The organism is Deinococcus sp. LM3 (genome assembly GCF_002017875.1).
Lineage (GTDB): Bacteria > Deinococcota > Deinococci > Deinococcales > Deinococcaceae > Deinococcus.
This window is the reverse complement of sequence record NZ_MUFV01000001.1, coordinates 2397635-2419385: the sequence shown is the minus strand read 5'-3', so window position 1 is coordinate 2419385 and position 21751 is coordinate 2397635. Positions and strand designations below refer to the sequence as shown.

Annotated in this window: 21 protein-coding genes; 8 read left to right on the top strand and 13 right to left on the bottom strand. The window is 70.5% G+C overall.

What is annotated here, in order from left to right:
- Positions 1-134: 134 nt before the first annotated feature.
- Entirely contained in the window at positions 135-881 is a 747-nt protein-coding gene (locus BXU09_RS11375; RefSeq protein WP_078302692.1) for an SDR family oxidoreductase, read from the top strand.
- 274 nt (positions 882-1155) lie between these two features.
- Here the strand turns inward: BXU09_RS11375 and BXU09_RS11370 are convergent, their stop codons facing one another.
- From BXU09_RS11370 to uvrA, 4 genes are all read right to left on the bottom strand, one after another.
- Entirely contained in the window at positions 1156-1596 is a 441-nt protein-coding gene (locus BXU09_RS11370; protein WP_078302688.1) for a disulfide bond formation protein B, read from the bottom strand.
- Positions 1597-1599: 3 nt separating this feature from the next.
- A complete protein-coding gene (locus BXU09_RS11365; RefSeq protein WP_055363488.1) occupies positions 1600-2295 on the bottom strand; it encodes a DsbA family protein in 696 nt (231 codons plus the stop codon).
- A gap of 142 nt (positions 2296-2437) precedes the next feature.
- On the bottom strand, positions 2438-3106 hold the full coding sequence (locus BXU09_RS11360; protein ID WP_144012084.1) for a hypothetical protein: 669 nt from the start codon (positions 3104-3106) through the stop codon (positions 2438-2440).
- Positions 3103-6195, bottom strand: coding sequence for an excinuclease ABC subunit UvrA (gene uvrA / locus BXU09_RS11355; protein ID WP_078302681.1), 3093 nt, complete (start codon positions 6193-6195; stop codon positions 3103-3105). Before uvrA ends, BXU09_RS11360 begins: the two co-directional genes overlap by 4 nt.
- 331 nt (positions 6196-6526) lie before the next feature.
- Between uvrA and BXU09_RS11350 the strand changes: the two genes are divergently transcribed.
- A complete protein-coding gene (locus BXU09_RS11350; protein WP_078302678.1) occupies positions 6527-7849 on the top strand; it encodes a hypothetical protein in 1323 nt (440 codons plus the stop codon).
- Between the two features lie 16 nt (positions 7850-7865).
- On the opposite strand, the gene BXU09_RS11345 is transcribed toward BXU09_RS11350, so the two are convergent.
- The 3 genes from BXU09_RS11345 to BXU09_RS11335 form a co-directional block, all read right to left on the bottom strand.
- A complete protein-coding gene (locus tag BXU09_RS11345; RefSeq protein WP_346417566.1) occupies positions 7866-8825 on the bottom strand; it encodes a hypothetical protein in 960 nt (319 codons plus the stop codon).
- Positions 8822-9538, bottom strand: a complete 717-nt coding sequence (locus BXU09_RS11340; RefSeq protein ID WP_078302675.1) for a M23 family metallopeptidase — start codon at positions 9536-9538, stop codon at positions 8822-8824. The genes BXU09_RS11345 and BXU09_RS11340 overlap by 4 nt, the downstream gene beginning before the upstream one ends.
- 63 nt (positions 9539-9601) lie before the next feature.
- Positions 9602-10780, bottom strand: a complete 1179-nt coding sequence (locus BXU09_RS11335; protein WP_078302672.1) for a class I SAM-dependent rRNA methyltransferase — start codon at positions 10778-10780, stop codon at positions 9602-9604.
- A 101-nt stretch (positions 10781-10881) separates the two neighbouring features.
- Here BXU09_RS11335 and BXU09_RS11330 point away from each other — a divergent pair, with 101 nt between their 5' ends.
- Together BXU09_RS11330 and BXU09_RS11325 are read left to right on the top strand one after the other, a co-directional pair.
- Positions 10882-11427, top strand: a complete 546-nt coding sequence (locus BXU09_RS11330; RefSeq protein WP_078302670.1) for a hypothetical protein — start codon at positions 10882-10884, stop codon at positions 11425-11427.
- A 125-nt stretch (positions 11428-11552) separates the two neighbouring features.
- Positions 11553-12827: a S41 family peptidase gene (locus BXU09_RS11325; protein ID WP_240501193.1), complete on the top strand. Its 1275-nt coding sequence runs from the start codon at positions 11553-11555 to the stop codon at positions 12825-12827.
- Between the two features lie 39 nt (positions 12828-12866).
- On the opposite strand, the gene BXU09_RS11320 is transcribed toward BXU09_RS11325, so the two are convergent.
- Positions 12867-13124, bottom strand: coding sequence for an NAD(P)H-dependent oxidoreductase subunit E (locus BXU09_RS11320; RefSeq protein WP_078302667.1), 258 nt, complete (start codon positions 13122-13124; stop codon positions 12867-12869).
- Between the two features lie 108 nt (positions 13125-13232).
- On the opposite strand from BXU09_RS11320, the gene BXU09_RS11315 reads away from it, so the two are divergent.
- Positions 13233-14195, top strand: a complete 963-nt coding sequence (locus BXU09_RS11315; RefSeq protein ID WP_240501191.1) for a DMT family transporter — start codon at positions 13233-13235, stop codon at positions 14193-14195.
- Positions 14196-14218: 23 nt separating this feature from the next.
- Here BXU09_RS11315 and BXU09_RS11310 read toward each other — a convergent pair whose 3' ends face one another.
- Together BXU09_RS11310 and BXU09_RS11305 are read right to left on the bottom strand one after the other, a co-directional pair.
- The gene (locus BXU09_RS11310; protein ID WP_078302663.1) at positions 14219-14983 is read right to left on the bottom strand and encodes a TerC family protein; all 765 of its coding nucleotides are present in this window, start codon (positions 14981-14983) and stop codon (positions 14219-14221) included.
- Positions 14984-15146: 163 nt separating this feature from the next.
- Positions 15147-15764, bottom strand: coding sequence for a TetR/AcrR family transcriptional regulator (locus BXU09_RS11305; RefSeq protein WP_078302659.1), 618 nt, complete (start codon positions 15762-15764; stop codon positions 15147-15149).
- Positions 15765-15881: 117 nt separating this feature from the next.
- On the opposite strand from BXU09_RS11305, the gene BXU09_RS11300 reads away from it, so the two are divergent.
- Positions 15882-16520: a phospholipase A2 gene (locus BXU09_RS11300; protein ID WP_078302656.1), complete on the top strand. Its 639-nt coding sequence runs from the start codon at positions 15882-15884 to the stop codon at positions 16518-16520.
- Between the two features lie 25 nt (positions 16521-16545).
- Here BXU09_RS11300 and BXU09_RS11295 read toward each other — a convergent pair whose 3' ends face one another.
- Both BXU09_RS11295 and lysA read right to left on the bottom strand, forming a co-directional pair.
- Positions 16546-17595, bottom strand: a complete 1050-nt coding sequence (locus tag BXU09_RS11295) for a nuclease-related domain-containing protein (protein ID WP_078302653.1) — start codon at positions 17593-17595, stop codon at positions 16546-16548.
- A 92-nt stretch (positions 17596-17687) separates the two neighbouring features.
- The gene (gene lysA, locus BXU09_RS11290) at positions 17688-18836 is read right to left on the bottom strand and encodes a diaminopimelate decarboxylase (RefSeq protein WP_078302650.1); all 1149 of its coding nucleotides are present in this window, start codon (positions 18834-18836) and stop codon (positions 17688-17690) included.
- 138 nt (positions 18837-18974) lie between these two features.
- Between lysA and mnmA the strand changes: the two genes are divergently transcribed.
- The gene (gene mnmA, locus BXU09_RS11285) at positions 18975-20156 is read left to right on the top strand and encodes a tRNA 2-thiouridine(34) synthase MnmA (RefSeq protein WP_078302646.1); all 1182 of its coding nucleotides are present in this window, start codon (positions 18975-18977) and stop codon (positions 20154-20156) included.
- A gap of 11 nt (positions 20157-20167) precedes the next feature.
- Positions 20168-20581 carry a DUF5063 domain-containing protein gene (locus BXU09_RS11280; RefSeq protein ID WP_168174587.1) on the top strand — a complete coding sequence of 138 codons (414 nt, stop codon included), beginning with the start codon at positions 20168-20170 and terminating at the stop codon, positions 20579-20581.
- Here the strand turns inward: BXU09_RS11280 and BXU09_RS11275 are convergent.
- Positions 20578-21732, bottom strand: coding sequence for an alkaline phosphatase family protein (locus tag BXU09_RS11275; protein ID WP_078302638.1), 1155 nt, complete (start codon positions 21730-21732; stop codon positions 20578-20580). The two genes, BXU09_RS11280 and BXU09_RS11275, sit on opposite strands and share 4 nt — an antisense overlap.
- Positions 21733-21751: the final 19 nt, after the last annotated feature.

The window sequence follows — 21751 nt, the reverse complement described above, 5'->3', positions numbered from 1 at the left end:
CTGAAAGGCCCACCGACGCGAACGCCGTCGGCGGGCCTCCTCTTTTCTCACTTCCCACTGCCCACCCCCCTCCTTCACTTGAGCGTGTCTTATGCCTCCGCCCCAGCCGGGCGGGTGTCCGTGACACTGAGGGCATGACGGACACGAGTGGTGTGGTGGTCACCGGCGCGGCGCGCGGCATCGGGCGGGCCGTGGCGGAACTGTACGCGGAGCGGGGATGGCGGGTACTGAGCGCCGACGTGAACCTCCCGCCGGTCCTGCGGGGGCAGCGGCGCGTGAAGGCGGACGTGAGTACCGCAGCGGGCCGGGAGCGGATCGTGCGGGCGGCGCGGGAACTGGGAGGCGTGCAGGTCCTCGTGAACAACGCGGCGTACCAGGGCGCGCACGGCAGCGTGCTGGAGGTCAGCGAGCGCGGCTGGGCGCGGACGCTGGGCGTGAACCTGACGGCCCCGCTGCTGCTGACGCGGGCGCTGGTGGACCTGCTGCCACACGGAGCGGCGGTGGTGAACGTGGCGAGCGTGCAGGGTCTGTTCGCCGAGCAGGGCAACGCGGCGTACAACGCCAGCAAGGGCGGCCTGGTGAACCTGACGCGGGCCATGGCGCTGGACCTCGCGCCGCGCGGGCTGCGGGTGAACGCGGTCGCGCCCGGCGCGATCAGCACCGAGGGTGTGCTGGCAGCCATCGCAGAAAGCGAGAACCCCGAGCAGACCCGCCGGGACTACGAGGACCTGCACGCCCTGCGCCGCCTGGGCACCCCGCAGGAGGTGGCGAAGGTCGTGTACTTCCTAGGCAGTGACGAGGCGAGCTTCCTGACCGGCGCGATCGTCCCGGTCGACGGGGGCATGACCGCGTCGTTCATGATGGCGGGCCGCCCGGTCTAGGCGGGGAGGCGGGGCGCCACTCACAGGGAGCGGTGGGGAAGGGAGGACTCTCCCCTGTCCACCCTGAGTTCCGGCCGCCATGGAGCGGGGCGCAGGAGTCCTCACCGCACCCCGCGCCCCGCTTCCCGCGCGCCTCCTTCATACGGACTCCGATTGAATGGGCTGCAAAGCCCGTTCAATCCGAGCGAAGCGAGTGGGAGCAAAATGGGTTCCGGACGTGGAGCCGGCAATCCGGTGAAGTTCCGGATTGTTGGCGAAACAAACGGAATCCGTATCAGAGGCTGCGGGGGCGGCCCCAGGCGAGCAGGCCGATGATCAGGATGAACGCGGTCATGCTCAGGACCGGGATGGTCAGGACGGTGTTCAGGCCAGCCAGCGCGCCGCTGCCCCACAGTGGCCAGGGGATGTCGCAGGCGACGGTGGTGGCGTCGGCGGTGCAGGCTTTCAGGACCGGGATCAGGCCCCAGTCCTCCAGGTTCTGGATCAGGGCGATGACCGCGCCGACCACCGCGAGCGGCAGGGCGTACAGGCGGGCACCCAGGTCGCCGCGCAGCGCGCCGATGCCCAGGATGACGGCCAGCGGGTACATGGCGATGCGCTGGTACCAGCACAGCACGCAGGGTTTGAATCCCAGGATGTTACTGAAGTACAGGCTGCCCAGCGTGGCGATCAGGGCGATCACCCACGCGACGTACAGGCGGTTGTCGCGGCTCACGGCTTACTTGCTGGCGGCGTCGATGGCGGCGCTGACGTCGGCCAGCAGGTAGCTGCCCTGGCCGCTGCCGTTCAGGACCTGTTTGCCGTTCACGAACACGGTGGGCGTGGAGTTCACGCGGGCGTCCGTGACCTGTTTCTCGTCGGCGTCCACGCGGGCGGCGGTGGCGTCGGTGTCCAGGCAGGTGGCGAACTGGCCCTGGTCGATGCCCTCGACGTTCCCGGCGAGGTCCTTGAGGCGGGTCTTGGTGGCCCAGGCGGTGCTCTCGTCGCCCTGCGCGCGGAACAGGATGCTCTTGAAGCTGCCGAAGGCGTCGTTGCCGCCCTGGTCGTACACGCACTTGGCGGCCTGCGCGGCGAACTTGCTGTCGTTGACGGGCAGGCGGGCCACCTCGGACAGGAACGGCCAGACCAGCGTGTACACCTTGGCCTTGCCGGTGTCCACGTAGTTGGTCTTCAGGCCGGGCGCGACCGTCTCCTCGAAGGTCTTGCAGACGGGGCACTTGAAGTCCTCGATGACGACCACGCTGACCGGCGCGTCGGCCTTGCCGGCGAAGGGCTGCCCGGTCAGGTCGAAGTCGCCGTTCAGGCCCGCTCCGGCGGCGGGTTTGCCGCGCACGGCGACAAGGGCGAGGGCGATCAGGGCCACGGCGATCAGGGTGCCGATGACGAGGATGGTGCGGTTGGAGTTGCTGTTCATCTTGCCCCGGAGTGTAACGCGCCGCCATGAGACGGTCACGCCGGGGACGATCTGGGCGGATGGTCGGGCGGGTGGGCTGGACCGCAGCAGGCCGCCGCTTCCGGATTCGGAAAGCGGCGGCCTGGGCGGGTTGGTGGGCGGGTCAGCCGATCGTGGCTGTCGGGGCTCTCATCCGGCGGCGGCGCAGGATCAGTTCCGTGAGCTGCCGCACGGCGCTGACGCTCAGGGCGATCAGCATGGCCATGATGGCGTTGCGCTGGAATTCCGGGGTGCCGGGCAGCGTCATCTGCGGGTCCAGCACCGTTCCGAACCGACCCACGCCGATCAGGACGGCGGCGAACAGTACTCCCGCGAACGGCAGGACGAACAGGCCGCCCGAATGCTTGAGCAGCAGCGTGCCCATCAGTGTGCCGCCGACCAGCGGCAGGATGATCAGCCACTCGGCGGGCGGCTCGACGGGACTGAGGTAACCCACCCCGCCGAGCAGCAGGCCGGCGTACCCGAACCACCCGCCGAACTCGTCGGCGAGCAGGGTCAGCAGCACCCAGGTCAGCAGGCGCACGGGCCACTCGCCGGGCGTCCACTGGAAGTACGCCAGGGCCAGCAGGCACGCGGCCCCCAGCGTGAGCTTCAGCAGCGTCATGCCGGGCCGGGCGTCCGGTCCCGCCGGGGGCGGCGGCACGGGACGGCGCTCGGGCCGCCGCTCGGGCCGGGCCGGGGCAGCGGTCTGCGCCGCCTGGGCCTGGGCAGGGTCGGCTGGGGCAGCGGCGGGTTGCGCGGCGTCGGGTCGGGTGGGATCGGGCTGGGTCATGCGCTTTCTTTCTTAGCACGACTCTTGCGGGCAGGAGCCGCACCGACCAGTTCCGGCTCCCCGGACACTGCGGGTTTCTTCGCGGGCCGGCCGGGCTTTTTCGGGGCGGGCGCACTGGCGGCAGCGGGCGTGCGGGGAGTGGCGGCCACGATGCCGGGGACGCGGCGCAGGTACTCGCCGGTGTGGCTGGTCGGGTGCGCGGCCATCTCCTCGGGGGTGCCGGTACCGACCACGGTGCCGCCGCGCACGCCGCCTTCCGGGCCGAGGTCGATGATGTGGTCGGCGGTCTTCATGACGTCCAGGCTGTGCTCGATGATGACCAGGGTGTTCCCGCCCTCCACGAGGCGTTGCAGCACCTCCATCAGTTTGCGCACGTCCTCGAAGTGCAGACCCGTGGTGGGTTCGTCGAGGATGTAGATGGTCTTGCCGGTGGCCCGCTTGCTCAGTTCGCTGGCGAGCTTGATGCGTTGCGCCTCGCCGCCGGAGAGGGTGGTGCTGGGCTGCCCGATCTTCATGTAGCCCAGGCCCACGTCGCACAGCAGGGTCATCTTGCGTTCTATGGCGGGGATCGCCTCGAAGAACGTCTGGGCGTCCTCGACGGTCAGGTCGAGCACGTCGGCAATGGTCTTGCCGTTGTACTTCACTTCCAGCGTCTCGCGGTTGTAGCGCGCGCCCTTGCAGACCTCGCACGGCACGTAGATGTCCGGCAGGAAGTTCATCTCGATCTTCATGACGCCGTCGCCCTTGCAGTGCTCGCAGCGGCCACCCTTCACGTTGAACGAGAAGCGCCCGGCCTGATAGCCGCGCCGCCGCGACTCGGGGGTGCGGGTGAACAGGTCGCGGATCTCGGTGAACACGCCGGTGTACGTGGCGGGGTTGCTGCGCGGCGTGCGTCCGATGGGGCTCTGGTCGATCTCGATGACCTTGTCCAGGTGCTCCATGCCCTCAATGCGGTCGTACTTGCCGGGGGTGGTCTTCGCGCCGTTCAGTTCGCGGGCCAGGGTGGCGTGCAGGATGTCGTGGATCAGGGTGCTCTTGCCGCTGCCGGACGGGCCGGTCACGACGGTCATGGTGCCCAGCGGGATCTCGATGGAGACGTTCTGGAGGTTGTGTTCGCGCGCCCCGATGACCTTCAGCCCCTTGCCGTTGCCCCGGCGGCGGCTCTTGGGCACCTCGATCTTCAGTTCGCCGCGCAGGTACTTGCCGGTCAGGCTGTTCTTGTCCTGCTTGACCTGTTCGGGCGTGCCGACCGCGACGACCTGCCCGCCGTGAACGCCCGCGCCGGGCCCCATGTCCACGAGGTAATCGGCGTCCATCATGGTGTCCTCGTCGTGCTCGACGACGATCAGGGTGTTGCCCAGGTCGCGCAGGTGCTTGAGTGTGCCGATCAGGCGGTGGTTGTCCTTGGGGTGCAACCCAATGGACGGCTCGTCGAGGACGTACAGCACGCCGGTCAGGCCGCTGCCGACCTGCGTGGCCAGCCGGATACGCTGCGCCTCGCCGCCGGACAGGGTGTTCGCGGTGCGGTCCAGGCTCAGGTAGTCCAGGCCGACGTCCACCAGGAATTTCAGGCGGGTGCGGATGGCCCGCAGGATCGGGGCGGCCACCGCCGTGCCGAAGTCGTTCAGCACGTACTCGTAGCGGCTGGGCGCGTGCGCGCGGGCCGTGCCGCCCAGGTGGCCTTTCAGGAAGGGGTCGATGGCGTCGTGGTCCAGCGCGCCGCCCTGGAGGTCACGGAAGAAGGTGTCGGCGTCCAGCACACTCATACCGCTCGCCTGACTGATGTTCAGGCCGCCCACGCGCACGGCGAGGATCTCGGGTTTGTAGCGGGTGCCGCCGCAGGTGGGGCACGGCTGGAGTTCCATCATCTCCTCGAGTTTCTCGCGCATGAACTCGGATTCCGTGTCGGCGTAGCGGCGTTCCAGGTTGGGAATCACGCCCTCGAACTCGGTCATGAAGCGCATGGTTTCCTTGCCCGCGCGGCGGTACACGACCTCGAAGGGCGCGCCCGGCCCCTTCAGGATGGCCTCTTGCGCCTTCTTAGGCAGGTCACGCCAGGGGGTCTTCACGCTGAACTCCAGGTGCTCGGCCAGCGCCTGCAACTTGTCCCAGTAGTAGATGCCGCCGCCCGTGCCCTTCTTGCTCCAGGGGAGGATGGCGCCCTCGGCGATGGAGAGCTTGTCGTCGATGATCTGGTCCGGGCTGAACTCCTGCTTGCTGCCCAGGCCCGCGCAGTCCCCGCACGCGCCGTACGGCGAGTTGAACGAGAACGAGCGGGGTTCGAGTTCCTCCAGCACGCTGCCGTGTTCGGGGCAGGCGAACTTCTCGGAGTACAGTTCCTCGTGCGGTCCGCCGTCCTCGCCGGCGTCCGGCATCAGCACGCGCAGCAGGCTCTCGCCCCGGCGCAGGCCCAGTTCCACGCTCTCGGCGATGCGGCTGCGGTCGGCCTCGCGCAGGGTCACGCGGTCAATGACCACGTCCACGTCGTGCTTCTCGAACTTCTCGAGCTTCAGCTTCTCGGCTTCCTCCAGTTCGTACAGCGTGCCGTCCACCCGGACGCGCGCGAAGCCCTCGCGGCGCAGGTCCGCGAACAGCTTGCGGTACTCGCCCTTGCGGCCGCGCACGACGGGGGCCAGCAGGATGGCGCGCTTGCCTTCAAAGCCTGCCAGCAGGCGGTCGGTGATCTCGCTGGGGCTCTGCTTCTCGATCTTGCGGCCACAGACCGGGCAGTACGGGGTGCCCACGCGGGCGTACAGCAACCGCAGGTAGTCGTGGATCTCGGTCACGGTACCGACGGTGCTGCGGGGGTTGTGGCTGGTGGTCTTCTGGTCAATGGAGATGGCCGGGGACAGGCCCGTGATGCTCTCCACGTCCGGTTTCTCCATCAGGCCCAGGAACTGGCGCGCGTACGCACTGAGGCTCTCGACGTAGCGGCGCTGGCCCTCGGCGTAGATGGTGTCGAAGGCCAGGGTGCTCTTGCCGCTGCCGGACACGCCGGTAATCACCACGAACTGGTCGCGCGGCAGTTCCACCGTGATGTCCTTGAGGTTGTGTGCCTTGGCGCCCTTCACGATTAGATTGTTCTGCAAGGTGGATTCTCCCTGAAAAGTGCGGCCGGAACAGCAGGAATCAGACGTAGACCGGGCCGCCGGGGGTTACGTTGAACGCGTAAGGCACCGCCTCCGCTTCGGAAACGAGACAGTCTAGCAGGTCAGGGCGGCAGGCGAACATGGGGGGATTCCTCATTCGCCCCCGGGTCTCCGGCAGGGCGGGTTGACGGTTCGGCAGGCCAGTGTTACGGTCTGGGTAATCGATAACCCAGACCGGGTGGCTGCCCACAGGGGCGTCCGCGCCCTCATCGCTGCCCGGCCTCATCACCGGGCCCCGCACTCGCGCGCCCGCACGCGCCCAGGAGCCCTCATGCGCCGTACCCTGCTTCACCTGACCGCCCTAACTGCCCTGCTCAGCGCCTGCACCGTCACCCCCATCCCCACCGGCCAGCCCCTGGGCCGCGAAGCCCTCCCGGCCAACGACGGCTGGGCCGCCAGCGGCAGCGGCACCACCGGCGGCAGCCGCGCCGACGCCGCCCACACCTTCACGGTCAGCACCCACGCCGAACTGGTCAGCGCCCTCGGCAACGGCGACGGCACCCCACGCCTGATCTACGTGCGGGGCCTCATCGACGGCATGACCGCCCCAGGCGGCCGCCCCCTGACCTGCACGGACTTCCAGGAGGGGAGCTACACCCTGGACGCCTACCTGAAAGCCTACGACCCCGCCACGTACGGCCGCGCCCAGAAACCCGCCGGACCACTGGAGGACGCCCGCCGGGCCAGCGCCCAGCGACAGGCCGCGCAGATCAGACTGCGCGTCGGATCGAACACCAGCCTGATCGGCCTGGACCGCAACGCCCGCCTGAACCACCTGAGTCTGTGGATCGAGAAGGCCGACAACGTCATCATCCGCAACCTGACCATCGAGGACGCCGCCGACTGCTTTCCCGCCTGGGACCCCACCGACGGCGCGACCGGCAACTGGAACTCCGAGTACGACCTGATCAGCGTCGTGACGTCCACGCACGTCTGGGTGGACCGCGTGGACCTCAGCGACGGCCTCAATCCAGACCACGCGCAACCCACCCTGCTGGGCCGCCCCTACCAGGTGCACGACGGCGCCCTGGACATCACCAGGGGATCGGATCTCGTCACAGTGTCCTGGAGTGTGCTGCGCGACCACGACAAGGGCATGCTGATCGGCTCGACCGACCGCCCCGCCGCGCCGGACGTACCCACCTCGGACCGTGGACGGCTGCGGGTCACGCTGCACCACAATCTCTTCCGGAACCTGGGGCAGCGCGTCCCGCGCGTCCGCTTCGGGCAGGTTCACGTGTACAACAACCTGTTCGAGATCACCGACCCCGCCACGTACGGGTACAGCGTGGGCGCGGGCGTCGGCGCGCAGCTGGTCGTGCAGAACAACGCCTTCGCGCTCCCGGCAGGTGTCACGCCCGACCGGCTGCTGTACAACTGGAGCAGACCCGACCTGGAACCGCCGCAGGTCCACGCGACCGGCAACGCCCTGACCGACGGCCAGGAACTGGACCTGCTGGCTGCCTTCAATGCGGCCAACCCGGCACGCCCGCTGACCGGGAACGTCACCTGGACGCCCACCCTGACGGGCGCCCCCCTGCAGGACGCCCGCGCGGTTCCCGCCACGGTCCGCGCCGGGGCCGGACCCCGCTGAGCGACTCCCCCGGCGCTCAGGGCAGCGTCAGGACGCGCACGTTGCCGTCGCGGGCGCTGAGGTAGTTCAGCAGGCGCCCGTCGGGGCTGACGGACCAGTCCGACAGGCGCACCTGATCGCCCAGGTCGCCCAGGGTCTTCCAGGCGTTCGTGTTGACGTCGTACTGCCGCAGGGTGTGCGGGCCGCCCGCCCCGTTCAGGGGAATCAGCAGCAGGCGCGCGGCGTCCCGCCAGCGGTACGAGCCGAAGGTGCTCAGTTCGCGGGGGCTGCCGCTGGCGGTGCCCTGCACCCACAGGCCGTTACGGGCGGCGCTGTCGAAGGCGACCGTGTACGCCACCTGCCGCCCGCCGGGGCTGATGGTCACCGAACGGAAGCCCAGCGCGGTCCTGAGGGTACGGCGCGCGCCGCTGCGGGTGTCGAGGGTGAACAGATCGCGGTCGCGCGCGGCGGCGGTGGCCTTGCCGCTCAGGAGCAGGGTGGTGTCGTTCAGCCAGCCGTGAATGCTGCCGCCCGAGAGGCTCGCCACCTGCCGGGGCGCGGCGAAGGCGTCGGCGACGAATACCCGCGTGACCCGGCGGTCGAAGTTGCCGGTCGTGTCGCTGCGGGCGTAGGCCAGCCGGGTCTCGGCGGCCGTCCAGGTGACGTTCGCGCCGTAGGTGGGCAGCGTGAACCGCCGCCCGTCCGCGAGGCGTTCCAGGGTGGTGGCCTCGCCCGAGCCGGGCCGCACCGCCCACTTCAGGGCCGGGGAGAAGTACGCCACGCTGGAGAACCGCCGCGTGACGGCGCCCCCGGTCGCGGCGACCTGATAGATGCCGGTCGAGGCGCGCGCCGGGGCGCCGTCCAGGAACAGCAGGGCGCGCGAGTCGGGCGTCCAGACCACGCCGGGGCAGCACTCGCCACTCAGGACCGCGCGGGACGGGAGGGTCGCGGCGTGCGCTGTTCCCAGCATCAGGACCGCCAGGGCGGCGCGCCTCACCGGGCACCCCCGGCGGCGGGTGGCCAGGGCTGCCGGTACTCGTTCAGCAAGGGGCCGCCCCGCAGGGCCGGGGGCTGCGAGTCCGGCGTCTGCCAGCGCCGGGGCTGGGTCAGGTCGTACTCGTACCCGCGCCCGAAACTCCCGGCCAGCGCCAGGGAATTCCAGTCCGCCGCGATGTACGGCAGGGGGTTGAAGAACCGCTGGTGCGAACGGTCGCGCAGTTCCAGGTGCAGGTGCGGCGCACTGACACACGTGCCCTGCGAGTCGCCGCTCTCGCCGATCACCTGCCCGCGCGCGACCCGCTGCCCCACCCGCAGGCTGGAGCGCACCCGCAGATGCCCGTACAGGCTGGAAAGGTTGCCCGCGTGATCCACGACCACGTTGTGCGGCGGGCTGCCGTGCGGGCCGTCCACCTCGGCCACCACGCCGTCCCCGATGGCCCGCACGGGCGTGCCGCACGGCGCGCTGAAGTCCAGGCCCGCGTGGATGCCCTGCAGGGCCCCGTACGTGCTCTGGCGTTGCCGGTACGCGCCGGTGGTGTTCCCGTACCCCTGCCCCAGCATCCAGGTGTCCGGGCCGGGCGGTCCCGCGAACGGCAGGCCGAACTGCGCCTTTGCGGGCGCGACGGCACTCAGGGGCAGCGGCGCGGCGTAGTGGGCCAGCGCCACGCCGGACAGGGGGACGCCCAGCAGCAGGAATCGGCGGACAGACATACCCGATGCTGCCCGCCGAACGCGCCCGTCAGAGTACGCACGCCCACCTTCTCAAGCGTCGCTTCAGGCCTTGCGCAGCAGGATGCTCTTCAGGTACAGGCTCTCGGGCACGCTGAGGAGGTGCGGGTGGTCGGCGGGCTGGTAGGTCACGTCGAGCACCTCGGCGTCGGTGTTCGCCTCGGCGGCGGCGACGCGGGCGGCGTCCAGCAGATCGTCCACGCGGATGTAGTGGGCGCAGGTGCTGATCATCAGGTGCCCGCCGCTTTCCAGCATCCGCAGGGCGCTGGCGGCCCCGTCCGTGAAGATGCGTTTGGCGCGGGGGACGTCATCGCGCCTCTTGGCGAGGGTGGGCGGGTCGAGCACGATGGCCGAGAAGGTCCGTCTGTCTTTTTCCAGCGCGGCGAGGGCTTCCAGGGCGTCGCCCCAGCGCACGCCGACGCTGACGCCGTTACTGCGCGCCGCCTGTTCCAGCGCGGCCAGGGCGACGTTGTCCTTGTCGATGGCGGTGGCTTTCGCGCCGGCCTTCGCGGCGTGCAGGCTGAAGCCGCCGGTGTACGAGTACACGTCCAGGAAGCCCGCGCCGGGCCGGACCAGCGAGGCCATCAGGCGGCGGTTGTCGCGCTGGTCGAGGAAGAACCCGGTCTTCTGGGCGTCCATGGGCGCGAAGTGCAGCCGCAGGTCGTCCTCGAAGAATTCCACGCGTTCCGGCACGTCGCCCCAGAGGGTGCCGGTCACGAGGTCCAGACCCTCGCGGCGGCGCTCGCCGGTGTCGCTGCGCTCGAAGGCACTCGCGGCGCGCGTCTCGTCCTTCAGGGCCTTCACGATCAGGTCGCGGTGGCGTTCCACGCCGGCGTTGCGCAGTTGCACGCTCAGCACGGACCCGAACTGGTCGGCGATCACGCCGGGCATCCCGTCGGCCTCGGCGTGCAGGACGCGCATGGCGTCGGTGTTCAGGATGCGGCCCTCGCGGCGGGCCAGGGCGGCCTTCACGCGGGCGCGGTAGAACTTCAGGTCGATATCCTCGTCCTGCCAGGTCAGCAATCTCAGCGGCGTGGCGCCCTGCGGGTTGAAGTACCCGCGTGCGATCAGGCGGGTGCTGCCCTCGGCGCGGACGTTCACGACCTCGCCCGGCTGGATGCCCTCGTCGGCGCGGGCGATGTCGCCGCTGTGCCCGAAGGGGTAGCGGCCCGCGATGCGGCGCACCGCCTGGGCTTGGAGGGTGACGGTCGGGGACTTCTTCACCGCAGCAGCGTACCAGAGGGGGCCGCCCGGCCGGAATGACGGGGGCCGGAGTGAGGGGGCCGGGGCAACTGCCCGCCCCGGCGGCTGCTACCCTCGGTCAGATGATGCGTTCCGTTGCCCTGACCCTCACCGCCGCCTTCCTCCTGGCCGGGTGCGGCCTGATTCCCACCCCCAGCGTCGACATTCAGGACAGCGTTCAGGAACTGCCGGACAGCAGCGCGCTGGGCGGCAAGGTCGTGTACCTGGATCAGGACGCCCTGAAGGACAACCGCGTGCCGTCCGTGCTGCAGCAGGTGACGGTGCGCGGCGACGCCACGTACCTGTCCACGTCCGGCGGGACGCTGGCGAAGGTCGAGATGTTCGTCCGGCCGGACCTGACCAGCCTGCCCGGCACCTGCCGCGAGTACCCGGCGTCCCTGGTCGCCCCGCGCATGTTCGTCTGCGACGCGGACGGCGAGAAGGCGCAGAGCATCGGCACGCTGAACCTCACGCGGGGGCAGGGTGTGGCGTTCACGCTGGGCGGCGCGGCGCTCGACACGGCCGCGAAGGCCGGGCGCGGGTACTTCGGGCTGCGCTTCACGGAGGGCCGCAGCCTGTCGTTCGACACCCTGAAACTGACGAACATGAAGGCCAGCGCCCGCCTGTAACGGCGGCTGGCCGGACTGAACCGGAACCGGCGACGGGGGTACCCCCGGACACTGAACGCGGCGCGGGCCTCACAAGGTGCGCGCCGTTCCGTTGTGGGAGCGGCGGCGTGCTCTAGCCTGGGCGGGTGCCCCTCCTGTCTGCTTCCGGCCTGCGCCGCGCGGCCCTGCCCTTCCTCCTGAGCGCCGCCCTGGGGGTCGTCCCGGCGTGGGCCAGTCCCGCCACCGACCTGTACCAGCACGCGACCGCCTCGGTGCTGCGCGACTACTACGGGTGGTCCACCGCGGACCTGCGCGCCCTGAGCGAGCAGTACGCCCGCACGCTGGAGGAACGCTGCGCGCCTGCCGGTGACGCCTGCTCCTTCGACACGGGCCGCGCGGTCCTGACCGAACTGCTGCGCGAGGTCGGGGACGCGCACACCAGCGTCCGTGACCCGGAAGGCGCGCTGCGACTGCGGGAGGTGCAGGAGAACCGGCCGGTGCTGCGCACGGGCGCGCGGGTCGTGCGGGTCGAGGGGGGCCTGCTGGTCGCGTCGGTCATGCCGGGCAGTCCCGCCGACCGGGCCGGGCTGCGCGCCATGGATCTGCTGCCGCGCGTGAACGACCAGGAGGCCGGCAAACGCAGTGGTGAGAACGCCCCGGTCGGGCCGACCGAGTTCACGCGACTGGAACGCACGGGCGAGGCGTTCAACGTGGAGGTCCGGCGCGCCGGGCAACTGCCGCAGACCCTCACGCTGACCAGCGACCTGCTGGTCGCGCGGGACGAACCGACCCTGCACTGGGCCGGACCGGACGGGCGGACGGCGGTCGTGACGGTCGCGTCGTTCCTGCCGCAGGACACCGCCGAGCAGTTCCTGGCGCGGGTGCAGGAGGCCCGGCAGGGCGGCGCGCGGGCGCTCGTCGTGGACCTGCGCTTCAATGGCGGGGGCAGCCTCGTGCAGTGCGTGGCGGCCGCCAGCGTGTTCGCGCCGGTCGAGTACCGCACGCGCTCCCTGGGGGGCAGCTCGGTGTACGCGGGCGTGGGGGGCCGCCCGACCCGGCCGCCGGACACCCAGAAGCCCCCGCCTCCGCCGGTGTGGCGTGGCCCGGCCGCCGTGCTGGTCGGGCCGAACACCGCGTCCTGCTCGGAGGTCTTCACGTACTACGCGCAGCGGGCCGGTGTGCTGGCCGTCGGCGAGGCGACGCGGGGCGTGGGGAACAGCGGCGTGACCTTCCGGCCCCTCCCGGACGGCGGGGTGCTGGCCGTGACCATGCTGCGCGCCTACTGGCCCGACGGCACGCCCCTGCCCGAGCGGGTGCAACCGGACGTGCTGGCCCCCACCGACCTAGGCGCCCTGACCGGCGAGGGCCGCGACACGACCCTTCAGGCCGCGCTGGACGCCCTGAACGGCCACGCGCGCTGACGGCCGCTCAGGGCAGCGAGAACGCGGGGCTGGCCGGGGTCAGCGCGACCAGCGTTTCATGAGCGTCACGAGGCGTTCGGGCGTGACGTTGCGGTACTCGATCTCGTTCACGCGGACGAGCGGGGTGTCCTCGGCGGCCACGGACTCGCCGCACTGCCGGAGGACCAGTTCCACGTTCCCGTCGGCGGTGACCATACCGGGGCTGATGCGCAGCGCCGCCCAGACGGCGTCGAGCAGGTCCTCGCGTTGATCGATGGTGAGGTGTTCGGTACAGATTTCCAGGCGGGTAACGGGCACAGTGGTGATCTCCTTCAGGCGGGGTCATCCTAGCGGATCACGGGCCGCCCCGGCGTGCGTCCCGGTCACGCGGCCAGCCCACCCGGTGGCGGGGGTATCTTCGCGGACGTGCCCTCCCCTCCCCCACTGCTTCCGGCCAGCGCGGCCGGCCCCGACGCGCGGACCACGCGGCTGGCCCTGACCGGCGTGATCGTCACCGTGATCCTGTGGGGCGGGAACGTGGTGCTGCTCAAGGCGCTGCTGTCGCACCTGAACGCCGAGAGCATCAACACCGGGCGCTTCCTGCTGGCCTCGGCGGTGCTGGTCACGCTGGCCGTGCGCGCCCACGGCTGGCCCCGCTGGACCTGGCAGACGTGGCTGACCGTGGCAGCCGTGGGGCTGCTGGGCAACAGCGTGTTCCAGACACTGTTCCTGATCGGCATCCGCCTGTCCCCGGCGGGCGTGGCGGGCGTCGTGAACGGCCTGGTGCCCGTGCTGGTGCTGCCGCTGGGCCTGCTGCTGGGGCAGGCGGTCACGCGGCGGCAGGCGGCGGGCGTGGGCGTGGCCTTCGCGGGCCTGCTGACGCTGCTGCTGCTGACCCGGCAACCCGGTTCGCCCGTGCCGCTGGCCGGACTGGGGTGGCTGCTGGCCGCCGCGACCGCCTGGGCGCTGTACACCCTGTTCAACCGCACGCTGTCCGGGCGGGTGGGGGCGCTGCCGTTCGTGGCGTTCAGCCTCGCGCTGGGCAGCCTGCCGTACCTGCTGTACGCCGCGCCGCACGTACAACTGAGCGGCGCGCCACCCCTGGCGTGGGCGGGCGTGGCCCTCAGTGGGCTGGGCGCGAACGTCGTGGCGTACCTGGCGTGGGCGCGAGGCGCGCAGGTGCTCGGCGCGGCCCGCACGAGTGTCTGGAACACCCTGGCGCCCATGGTCGCCCTGATCCTGAGCGCCGCGCTGCTGCACGAACGCCTGCCGCTGAGCGTCTGGGCGGCCGCCGGCGTGATCCTGGGCGGCGCGGCCCTCGCCAACTGGCCCGGCCGGGCAGCTCCACCCCCGACCAACGGCGCCACGGAAAAAGCCCCCACCGGGTAGGCGGGGGCGGACCGGATTCCGTATCAGTCCGGCTGGCGGTCCGAGCCGTGCAACTGCACCGGACTGCCGCGCCGCACGCGCAGGTTCAGCAGTTCCACCGCAATCGCGAAGCCCATCGCGAAGTACGTGTACCCCTTGGGAATCTTGAAGCCGAATCCGTCCGCGATCAGGTTCACGCCGATCAGCAGCAGGAACGACAGGGCCAGCATCTTCACGGTCGGGTGCGCCTGCACGAAGTCCCCAATAGGCCGCGCGGCCACCAGCATGATCGCCACCGTCACCACCACCGCCGACACCATCACACCGATGTCGTCGGCCATCCCGACCGCCGTGATCACGCTGTCGAGGCTGAACACGATGTCCAGCAGCATGATCTGCCCGATGATCGCCGCGAAGTTCGCCCCGACCACCGCGCCCGCCGACGCGCCCGCACCGTGCACCGGACCTTCGAGCTGCTCGTGCATCTCCTTGACGGCCTTGTACAGCAGGAACAACCCGCCGAAGATCAGGATCAGGTCCCGCCCCGAGAAGCCCTGCCCGAACACCTGAAACAGCTCGTTCTTCAGGCTGTAGATCCAGCTGATCGAGAACAGCAGGCCCAGCCGCATGAACATGGCCCCCAGCAGGCCGATGGTCCGGGCGCGCTGCTGCTGCTCCGGCGGCAGTTTGCCCGCCAGGATCGAGATGAAGATGACGTTGTCGATCCCCAGCACGACTTCCAGCAGCAGCAGCGTGCCGAACGCCAGCCACGCCTCTGGCTGCGTGATCCAACCGAACAGTGATTCCACCTTGTCACTCCCTGAATACAGAAAACGGGCGCCGACACGTGCGCCCACGAAACCGCCCGATCCTCCTGCCACCGCGCCCGTGTCACGCGACCGACGTTCATGCTGACTGGACACGCGCGCCGCTGCGTGGCAGGACGCTCAAGAATCTTCATGCAACCGGGGGTTACCTCATCGGGTCGGAAGCAGGCCGGGACGTCGCGCCGTCCAGGAACACCGCCAGCAGCGCCCGACCCATCCCCTGCGGATCACTGGACGGCGCGCCCGTCACCAGCGGGTACGTGAGCGCCAGGAACGCCCGCGCCAGCATCGCCGGAGCCACGTCCGCGCGCAACTCGCCCCGCGCGGCCGCCAGCTCGAACAGCTCCGACAGGCCCCCGATCCACACGCGGCGGTACTCGCGCTCGAACGCGCCGCGCCGCTCGGGACTCACGTGCCGCAACTCGCCCGCCAGTTGCAGACCCACCCGCTGCTCGGGTGCACTGGCCAGCAACTCGTACACCAGCGTATCCAGTTGCAGGCGAATGCCCACCTGCGCGTTCGCGGCCGCCACCAGCCGCGCCAGCCCCGCCAGCGTGCCCTCCAGCATCGCCAGGAACAGCGCCTCCTTGTCGGCGTAGTGGTGGTACAGGGCCGGTTTGGTCACGCCCACGGCCTCCGCGACCTCGCGCATGCTCACGCCGTGATACCCGCTCTGCACGAACAGCCGCGCGGCCTCCTGCTGAATGCGGACGCGGGTCGTATCGGGCAGGGCGGCAGGAGCAGACACAGGAGGAACCGTCATCACGGCCCATGATACCCGCGACCGCCCTGGCACACCCCTGACAGGCCGGCGTACACTGAAAGGCGATCCACAACCCACACCGCCCCCGCACCCCGAGACCTGCCCACAGGAGTCGCCATGCGTTCATTCATGCTGCCCGCCGCCGCCCTGCTCTCCCTGACCCTCGCCGCCTGCTCCCAGACGGCCACGCCCACCGGCGCGCTGATCGCCAGCGATTACGCCTCCCGCCCCGAACTGCAGGACGCCGGCAGTCAGGCCATCCTCGCCCGCTACGGCAACGACCCCGGCTTCCTCGCCACGCTGCGCGAAGCGTACGGCGAGACGCCCCGCATCCTGACCCTGCCCGCCGCGCCCACCATCAGCGGCCTGGACCTGACCAGCGACCGCCTCGCGTACGTGAAACGCACCGGGTGGGGCACCGTGAGCAACTACAACACCCAGTACGCCGCGTACAACGGCACCAGCCTCCCCTACGCCGGCCTGGACTGGACGCGCGACGGATGCAGCGCCCCCGACGGCCTGGGCCTGGGCTACCGCGAGGACTTCCGCCCGGCGTGCAACGTGCACGACTTCGCGTACCGCAACCTCAAGGTCTACCAGCGCACCGACGCCAACCGCAAAACCAGCGACGAGGCCTTCCACACCAACATGAAAGCCATCTGCAACGCCAAGAGCTGGTACAAGCAACCCGCCTGCTACAGCGCCGCCTACGCCTACTACCAGGGCGTCCGCGTCGGCGGCAGCGACAGCTTCTGAACAGGAAGCGGGGGGCGGAGCGCGCTCAGGCCGGGTTCGTCCAGTACACCCAGGAATGCCCACCCGCGCAGGTCGCCGTGAACTCCAGCCCGCGCTTGCTGACCTTGCCCGGCTGACCGCACGCCGCGCACACCGGCTTGGCCGGCGTGTTGCCACCACAGTCGGCGCACTTCAGGTAGTACCCGTACTTCCCGAACTGCACCGTCACGTTCACGGACGAGCACGCCCGGCACGCCACGTCCGGGCGGGGCCGCGCCTGCGCCTGCCGCTCCTGCGACGTGCGAACAGGCGACGCGGAACGCTCCGGGGACGCCAGAGGAGCAGCCTCGAACACCGGCTCCGGCTGCCCAGAACGCACGGGGCGCGGCGGGAACGCAGAACGGCCGACCGGCTCACCCCGCACCGATTCGCCTTCTGCTTCGCGCTGTGCCGCGCAATCCTCGACGGCACTCACAGCCACGTGCCGTGCTTTCAGGAACGATTGAAGGCGGGTCATTTCGGCGTCGGTAAAGCCGAAACCACCGAATGTCCTGTCGAGCTGCTGCTGCACGAGACTGCTGATCCGCTCTGGCACCTGATCCGCCTTGACCAGTTCAGGAACGTCTGACTTGCGGGTAATTCGGCCGCCATCGGAAATGGCGACCAGAACGTCCCGCCGGATGCCCGTGAACGTCCGCTGCTTGAGTCCCAGCATCGAACGGTCCATGAGTTCGGTCGTGTGGTCCTCCAACAGGGCCAGCAGGAGGTCAAGTTGCCTGCGTGCCTGAAGCACGGGTGACGGCATGCCCCTGCCCTGCCGATTCCACCAGCGGGTCCACTCGCCGTGTTCGTTGACGCTGACCTGTCCGGCCACGCTCTTGCTCTCCACGATCATCAGGCCGTAACGGTGCAGGATCAGGTGATCGATCTGCGCCACCTCGTCCTTGCGGACCAGCCGGAGGTTGTGAAACACGAGCTTGTAACGATCCTCCGCGAAGGCGCGTTTGAGGTAGTGGGCCATCTGGCGTTCGGCCTCGTACCCGGCGCGGCGCAGCGGGTCGGTATGGGTTTGCGGTTCGAGGTCCTTGACGATCATGACGCTGTCACGCTAGCTCGGGTGGGGATTGCCGCGCGACGAATGTGCCCATGAGGACGCGACATTTCGCACATCCCGGCGACGCCCACGGCTTACTCCCCGCTCTCTTCCATGCGCCAGATGTCCTGTGGCGTTTCGCGCTGGCGGATGACGGTCCACTGGTCGCGTTCCCAGAGCAGTTCGGGGGGGCGGGGGCGGGTGAGGTAGTTGCTGCTCATGGCGGCGCCGTACGCGCCGGCTTCGTGAATGGCGAGGAGGTCGCCGGGGTGGGGGGTGGGCAGGGTGACGTTGCGCCCGAGGAGGTCGCCGCTCTCGCAGGCGGGGCCGGCGAGGTCCCACTGGCTGGTGCCGCCCCGCTGCCAGAGGGGGGTGACGGGGTGTTGCGCGCCGTACAGCATGGGGCGCAGGAGTTCGGTCATGCCGGCGTCGAGGAGGGCGAAAGGGCGGCCGGTGGTTTTGGTGCCGACGACGCGGGTGAGGAGGGTGCCGGCGGTGGCGACGAGGGAACGGCCGGGTTCGACCCACAGCCGGGCGCCGAAGGTGGCGGCGGCGGCGTGGGCTTCGCGGGCGATGCCGGGCAGGTCCGCGCCGATGCCCCAGCCGCCGCCGGTGTCGAGGACGGCCAGGGGGCCGGTGTGGGGGCGCAGGTCGTTCAGGCGGGCGAAGGCGGCGGTGAAGTCGTGGGCGTCGCGGATGGCGCTGCCGATGTGGACGTGCAGGCCCAGGGCGGTGTGCCCGGCGGCGCGCAGGGCGCTGATGATGCGGGGGGCCTGTTCGGGGGTGACGCCGAATTTGCTGTCGGCGGCGCCGGTGGCGAGGTGGTCGTGGGTGCTGACGTTCAGGGCGGGGTTCACGCGGATCAGGGCGCGGGAGGCGGGGGGCAGCAGGGCGACTTCTTCCTCACGGTCGATGATGAAGGTCGCGCCGAGCTGCGCGCCGAGGGCGTACTCGGCGGGGCTCTTGGCGGGGCCGTTCACGATCAGGTGCTCGCCGGTCGCGCCGATGTGGGCGGCGCGGGCGATCTCTCCGGCGCTGACGCATTCGAAACCCACTTCCTGGGCGTGCAGGCGGCGCAGGATGCTGAGGTTGGGGTTGGCTTTCATGGCGTAGTACACGCGGGCGTCGCTGAACGCGGCGCGGACGCGGGCCACCGAGGCGTCGAGTTCGGCGGCGTCGTAGGCGTACAGGGGCGTGCCGTATTGCTGCGCGGCGGCGTGAAGGGCGTCGGCGGGGATGCTCATGCCGGGAGTGTACCGGGCGGCTGGTGGTGGGGTGGGGGCCGGGTGGTGCGCTCCACACGGGTATCCGGCGGGGAGCGCCCTGAATTGCCGCGCGCGTCACCGCCGCTTCTGAGCACCTCTGTTAAGCTGCGCGGCTGTATGAGCGCACCCACCTCGCCTGTCCCTTCCGTTCCTGTTCCGGCCGTTCCTGCAGCGGGCGAGCGGGTGCTGTGCGCCATGTCGGGCGGGGTGGATTCGTCGGTGACGGCGGCCCTGCTGAAGGATCAGGGGTATCAGGTGGTGGGCGCCATGATGCGATTCTGGCCGGACGACAAGCGCACGGACACCTTCGATTCGTGCTGCTCGCCGGACGCGGCGTACGAGGCGCGGCGGGTGGCCGAGCAGGTGGGCGTGCCGTTCTACCTGCTGGATTACCGCGAGCAGTTCCAGCGGCACATCGTCGGGCCGTTCATCGACGAGTACAGCAAGGGGCGCACGCCGAACCCCTGCGTGAACTGCAACACGAAAGTGAAGTTCGACGAACTGGTGAAGAAGGCCAAGATGCTCGGCTGCCGCTACGTGGCGACCGGGCATTACGTGAAGCGGGTGGAGAACGCGCAGGGCGAGGTGGAGTTCCATCGGGGCGACGATCCCCGCAAGGACCAGACGTACTTCCTGTGGGGCACGCCGCGTGACGCGCTGCCGTTCATTCTGTTCCCGGTGGGCGAACTGGAGAAACCGCAGGTGCGTCAGATCGCCGAGGAACGCGGCCTGCTGACGGCGCAGAAACCCGAGAGTCAGAACATCTGCTTCGTGCCCGGCAAGGTGCAGGACTTCGTCGCCGAGCACATCCCGCAGAGCCAGGGCTTCATCCGCGAGATCAGCACCGGCGAGGTCGTGGGTGAGCACCTGGGTACGCAGTTCTACACGCTGGGTCAGAAGAAGGGCCTGGGCCTGTACCAGTCGCACCGCGTGCGGCACGTCGTGCATCTGGCGCCCGACACGAACACCGTCTGGGTGGGCGACTACGACGACTGCCTGTGGACCGGCCTGAAGGCGCAGAGTGCCAACTACCTGATCGACCTGACCGACCTGCCGGAGGAACTGGAGGTGCAGGTGCGCTACCGCACCGCGCCCGTCAAGGCCCGCGTGGTGCGCGCCGACGAGAGCGGCTTCGAGCTGGCCTTCGCGGACCCGCAGTTCGCAGTCGCGCCCGGTCAGAGCGCCGTACTGTACGCCGGGCCGCGCCTGCTGGGCGGCGGCCTGATCGAGGACCACGTTCCCACCCTGCCGGAAGCCAAGGCCCCGCCGAAGAAGCGTCCGGCCGTCCTGCTGTCCTGATGCTGGCGCACGTGCGCCGGGTTCACGCGGCCCTTCTGGAACGGGGGGATTGCACGCCCGGCGAACTGGCCGACCTGCTCGATGGGTTGCGGCGGGAAGTTCAGGCGCTGCCCTTCGGCGTCCCAGACGCTGATGACCTGCCGCGCGAGGCGTACCGCGACCTGCGCGCCTCTATCGCCGGGGCGTGGCCGGAACTCGGCTTCTACGACCCGGCCACCGGCCGCGCCCTGGGCCACTGCGACCTCCCCGCCGAGATCGGCGACGCGCTGGACGACCTGACAGACCTCGCCCTTGACCTGCGCACGGCTCTCGCGCTGGCCGACACGGACGAGGCCGATGCGCTGGCGTGGCTGCGCTTCTCCCACGACTCTCACTGGGGCGACCACGTACAGGACGTCACGTGGCACCTGCGCTGGCTGGGCTAGACCCGCACGCTGAGGACGGGCACGAGCATCTCCTCGGCGGTCCAGGCGCCGTGCAGGCCGAGCATGGGGGCGGGGCTGGTGGGGCGGCGGATGGCGTGACCGGGGTGCGGGACGGCGATCAGATCGCCCACGCGCGGGCGCAGGCGGGGATCGGCGTGGGCGGGTGGGCCGAACAGGCCGCCGGTCCAGGCGTCGTCGGCGGTCAGGAGGGTGGCGTGCGGGGCGAGCAGTGCCGCGATCCCGGCGTGGTGCCCGGGCTGGGGGCGCAGGTACGCGGCGCGTTCCTCTCCGGCGACGGGGCCGCGCAGGGCGGTTTTCATGACTTTCTTGGTGATGACGTCCACGTAGCCGTCCGGGGGTTGGGGGCTCTGGCCATGATCGGCAGTCAGGACGACCAGCGTGTCGCCGGTCCTGGACAGCGCGGCGAGGAGGTCCGCGACGATGCGGCGCAGTTCGGCGTGCGCCTCCGGACTGTCGGGGCCGGAGCCATGGCAGATCAGGTCGTACTCCGGGAAGTACACCAGCGTGTACGACGGCTGCCCCGGCTGGAGGGTCGCGGCGGTCAGGGTGGGCGTTTCCTCGGGCTGCGCGTAGGGGTGGTATTCGGCGCCGTCGCAGGCCCAGCGGGTCAGAAAGCTGTTCTGGTACGCGGCGGGCATGACGACGTGCGCGGCCACACCCCGATCACGCAACTGGCGGTACAGGGACGGCACGGCGGCCAGGAACCCCGCGTCCGCCAGGGGGGTGTGGGTGTACACGTCGTACAGGCGGATGAGGTTCACGACGGCCTGCGCCTCGTCCAGCCACACGGTCAGGCCCAGGTAGCCGTGCTCGGCGGGCGCGCGGGCGGTGTGCAGGGTGGTCAGGGCGGCCATGGTGGTGCTGGGGAACACGCTGGTGACCGTGCCCGGTGCTGGGGTCAGGGACGCCAGGGTGGGCGCGTCCCCGCGCGTGATGGCGTCCCGGAGCTGGCCTGCGCCCAGGGCGTCCACGACGATCAGGACGACGTGCCGCGCGCCGGCCAGCGGCAGCGGGTGGCGGTACGGCGCGTGCGGGGTGGGGAGGCCGAGGTGCGCGCCGAGCGTCGCCGCGAGGTTCAGGATGCTGCCACCCGCGTAGTCGGGCCGGATGGCGTGCGGGGGCAGGTGCATGCGTGAAGATAGCCGCCGG

What these genes read in the sequence shown, in the direction of transcription:
- BXU09_RS11300 (WP_078302656.1), top strand. Translation starts at nt 15,882, where the DNA reads ATGCGTTCATTCATGCTGCCCGCCGCCGCCCTGCTCTCCCTGACCCTC.
- BXU09_RS11295 (WP_078302653.1), bottom strand. Translation starts at nt 17,595, where the DNA reads ATGATCGTCAAGGACCTCGAACCGCAAACCCATACCGACCCGCTGCGC.
- BXU09_RS11365 (WP_055363488.1), bottom strand. Translation starts at nt 2,295, where the DNA reads ATGAACAGCAACTCCAACCGCACCATCCTCGTCATCGGCACCCTGATC.
- BXU09_RS11275 (WP_078302638.1), bottom strand. Translation starts at nt 21,732, where the DNA reads ATGCACCTGCCCCCGCACGCCATCCGGCCCGACTACGCGGGTGGCAGC.
- lysA (WP_078302650.1), bottom strand. Translation starts at nt 18,836, where the DNA reads ATGAGCATCCCCGCCGACGCCCTTCACGCCGCCGCGCAGCAATACGGC.
- mnmA (WP_078302646.1), top strand. Translation starts at nt 18,975, where the DNA reads ATGAGCGCACCCACCTCGCCTGTCCCTTCCGTTCCTGTTCCGGCCGTT.
- BXU09_RS11305 (WP_078302659.1), bottom strand. Translation starts at nt 15,764, where the DNA reads ATGACGGTTCCTCCTGTGTCTGCTCCTGCCGCCCTGCCCGATACGACC.
- BXU09_RS11340 (WP_078302675.1), bottom strand. Translation starts at nt 9,538, where the DNA reads ATGTCTGTCCGCCGATTCCTGCTGCTGGGCGTCCCCCTGTCCGGCGTG.
- BXU09_RS11350 (WP_078302678.1), top strand. Translation starts at nt 6,527, where the DNA reads ATGCGCCGTACCCTGCTTCACCTGACCGCCCTAACTGCCCTGCTCAGC.
- BXU09_RS11375 (WP_078302692.1), top strand. Translation starts at nt 135, where the DNA reads ATGACGGACACGAGTGGTGTGGTGGTCACCGGCGCGGCGCGCGGCATC.
- BXU09_RS11360 (WP_144012084.1), bottom strand. Translation starts at nt 3,106, where the DNA reads ATGACCCAGCCCGATCCCACCCGACCCGACGCCGCGCAACCCGCCGCT.
- BXU09_RS11330 (WP_078302670.1), top strand. Translation starts at nt 10,882, where the DNA reads ATGATGCGTTCCGTTGCCCTGACCCTCACCGCCGCCTTCCTCCTGGCC.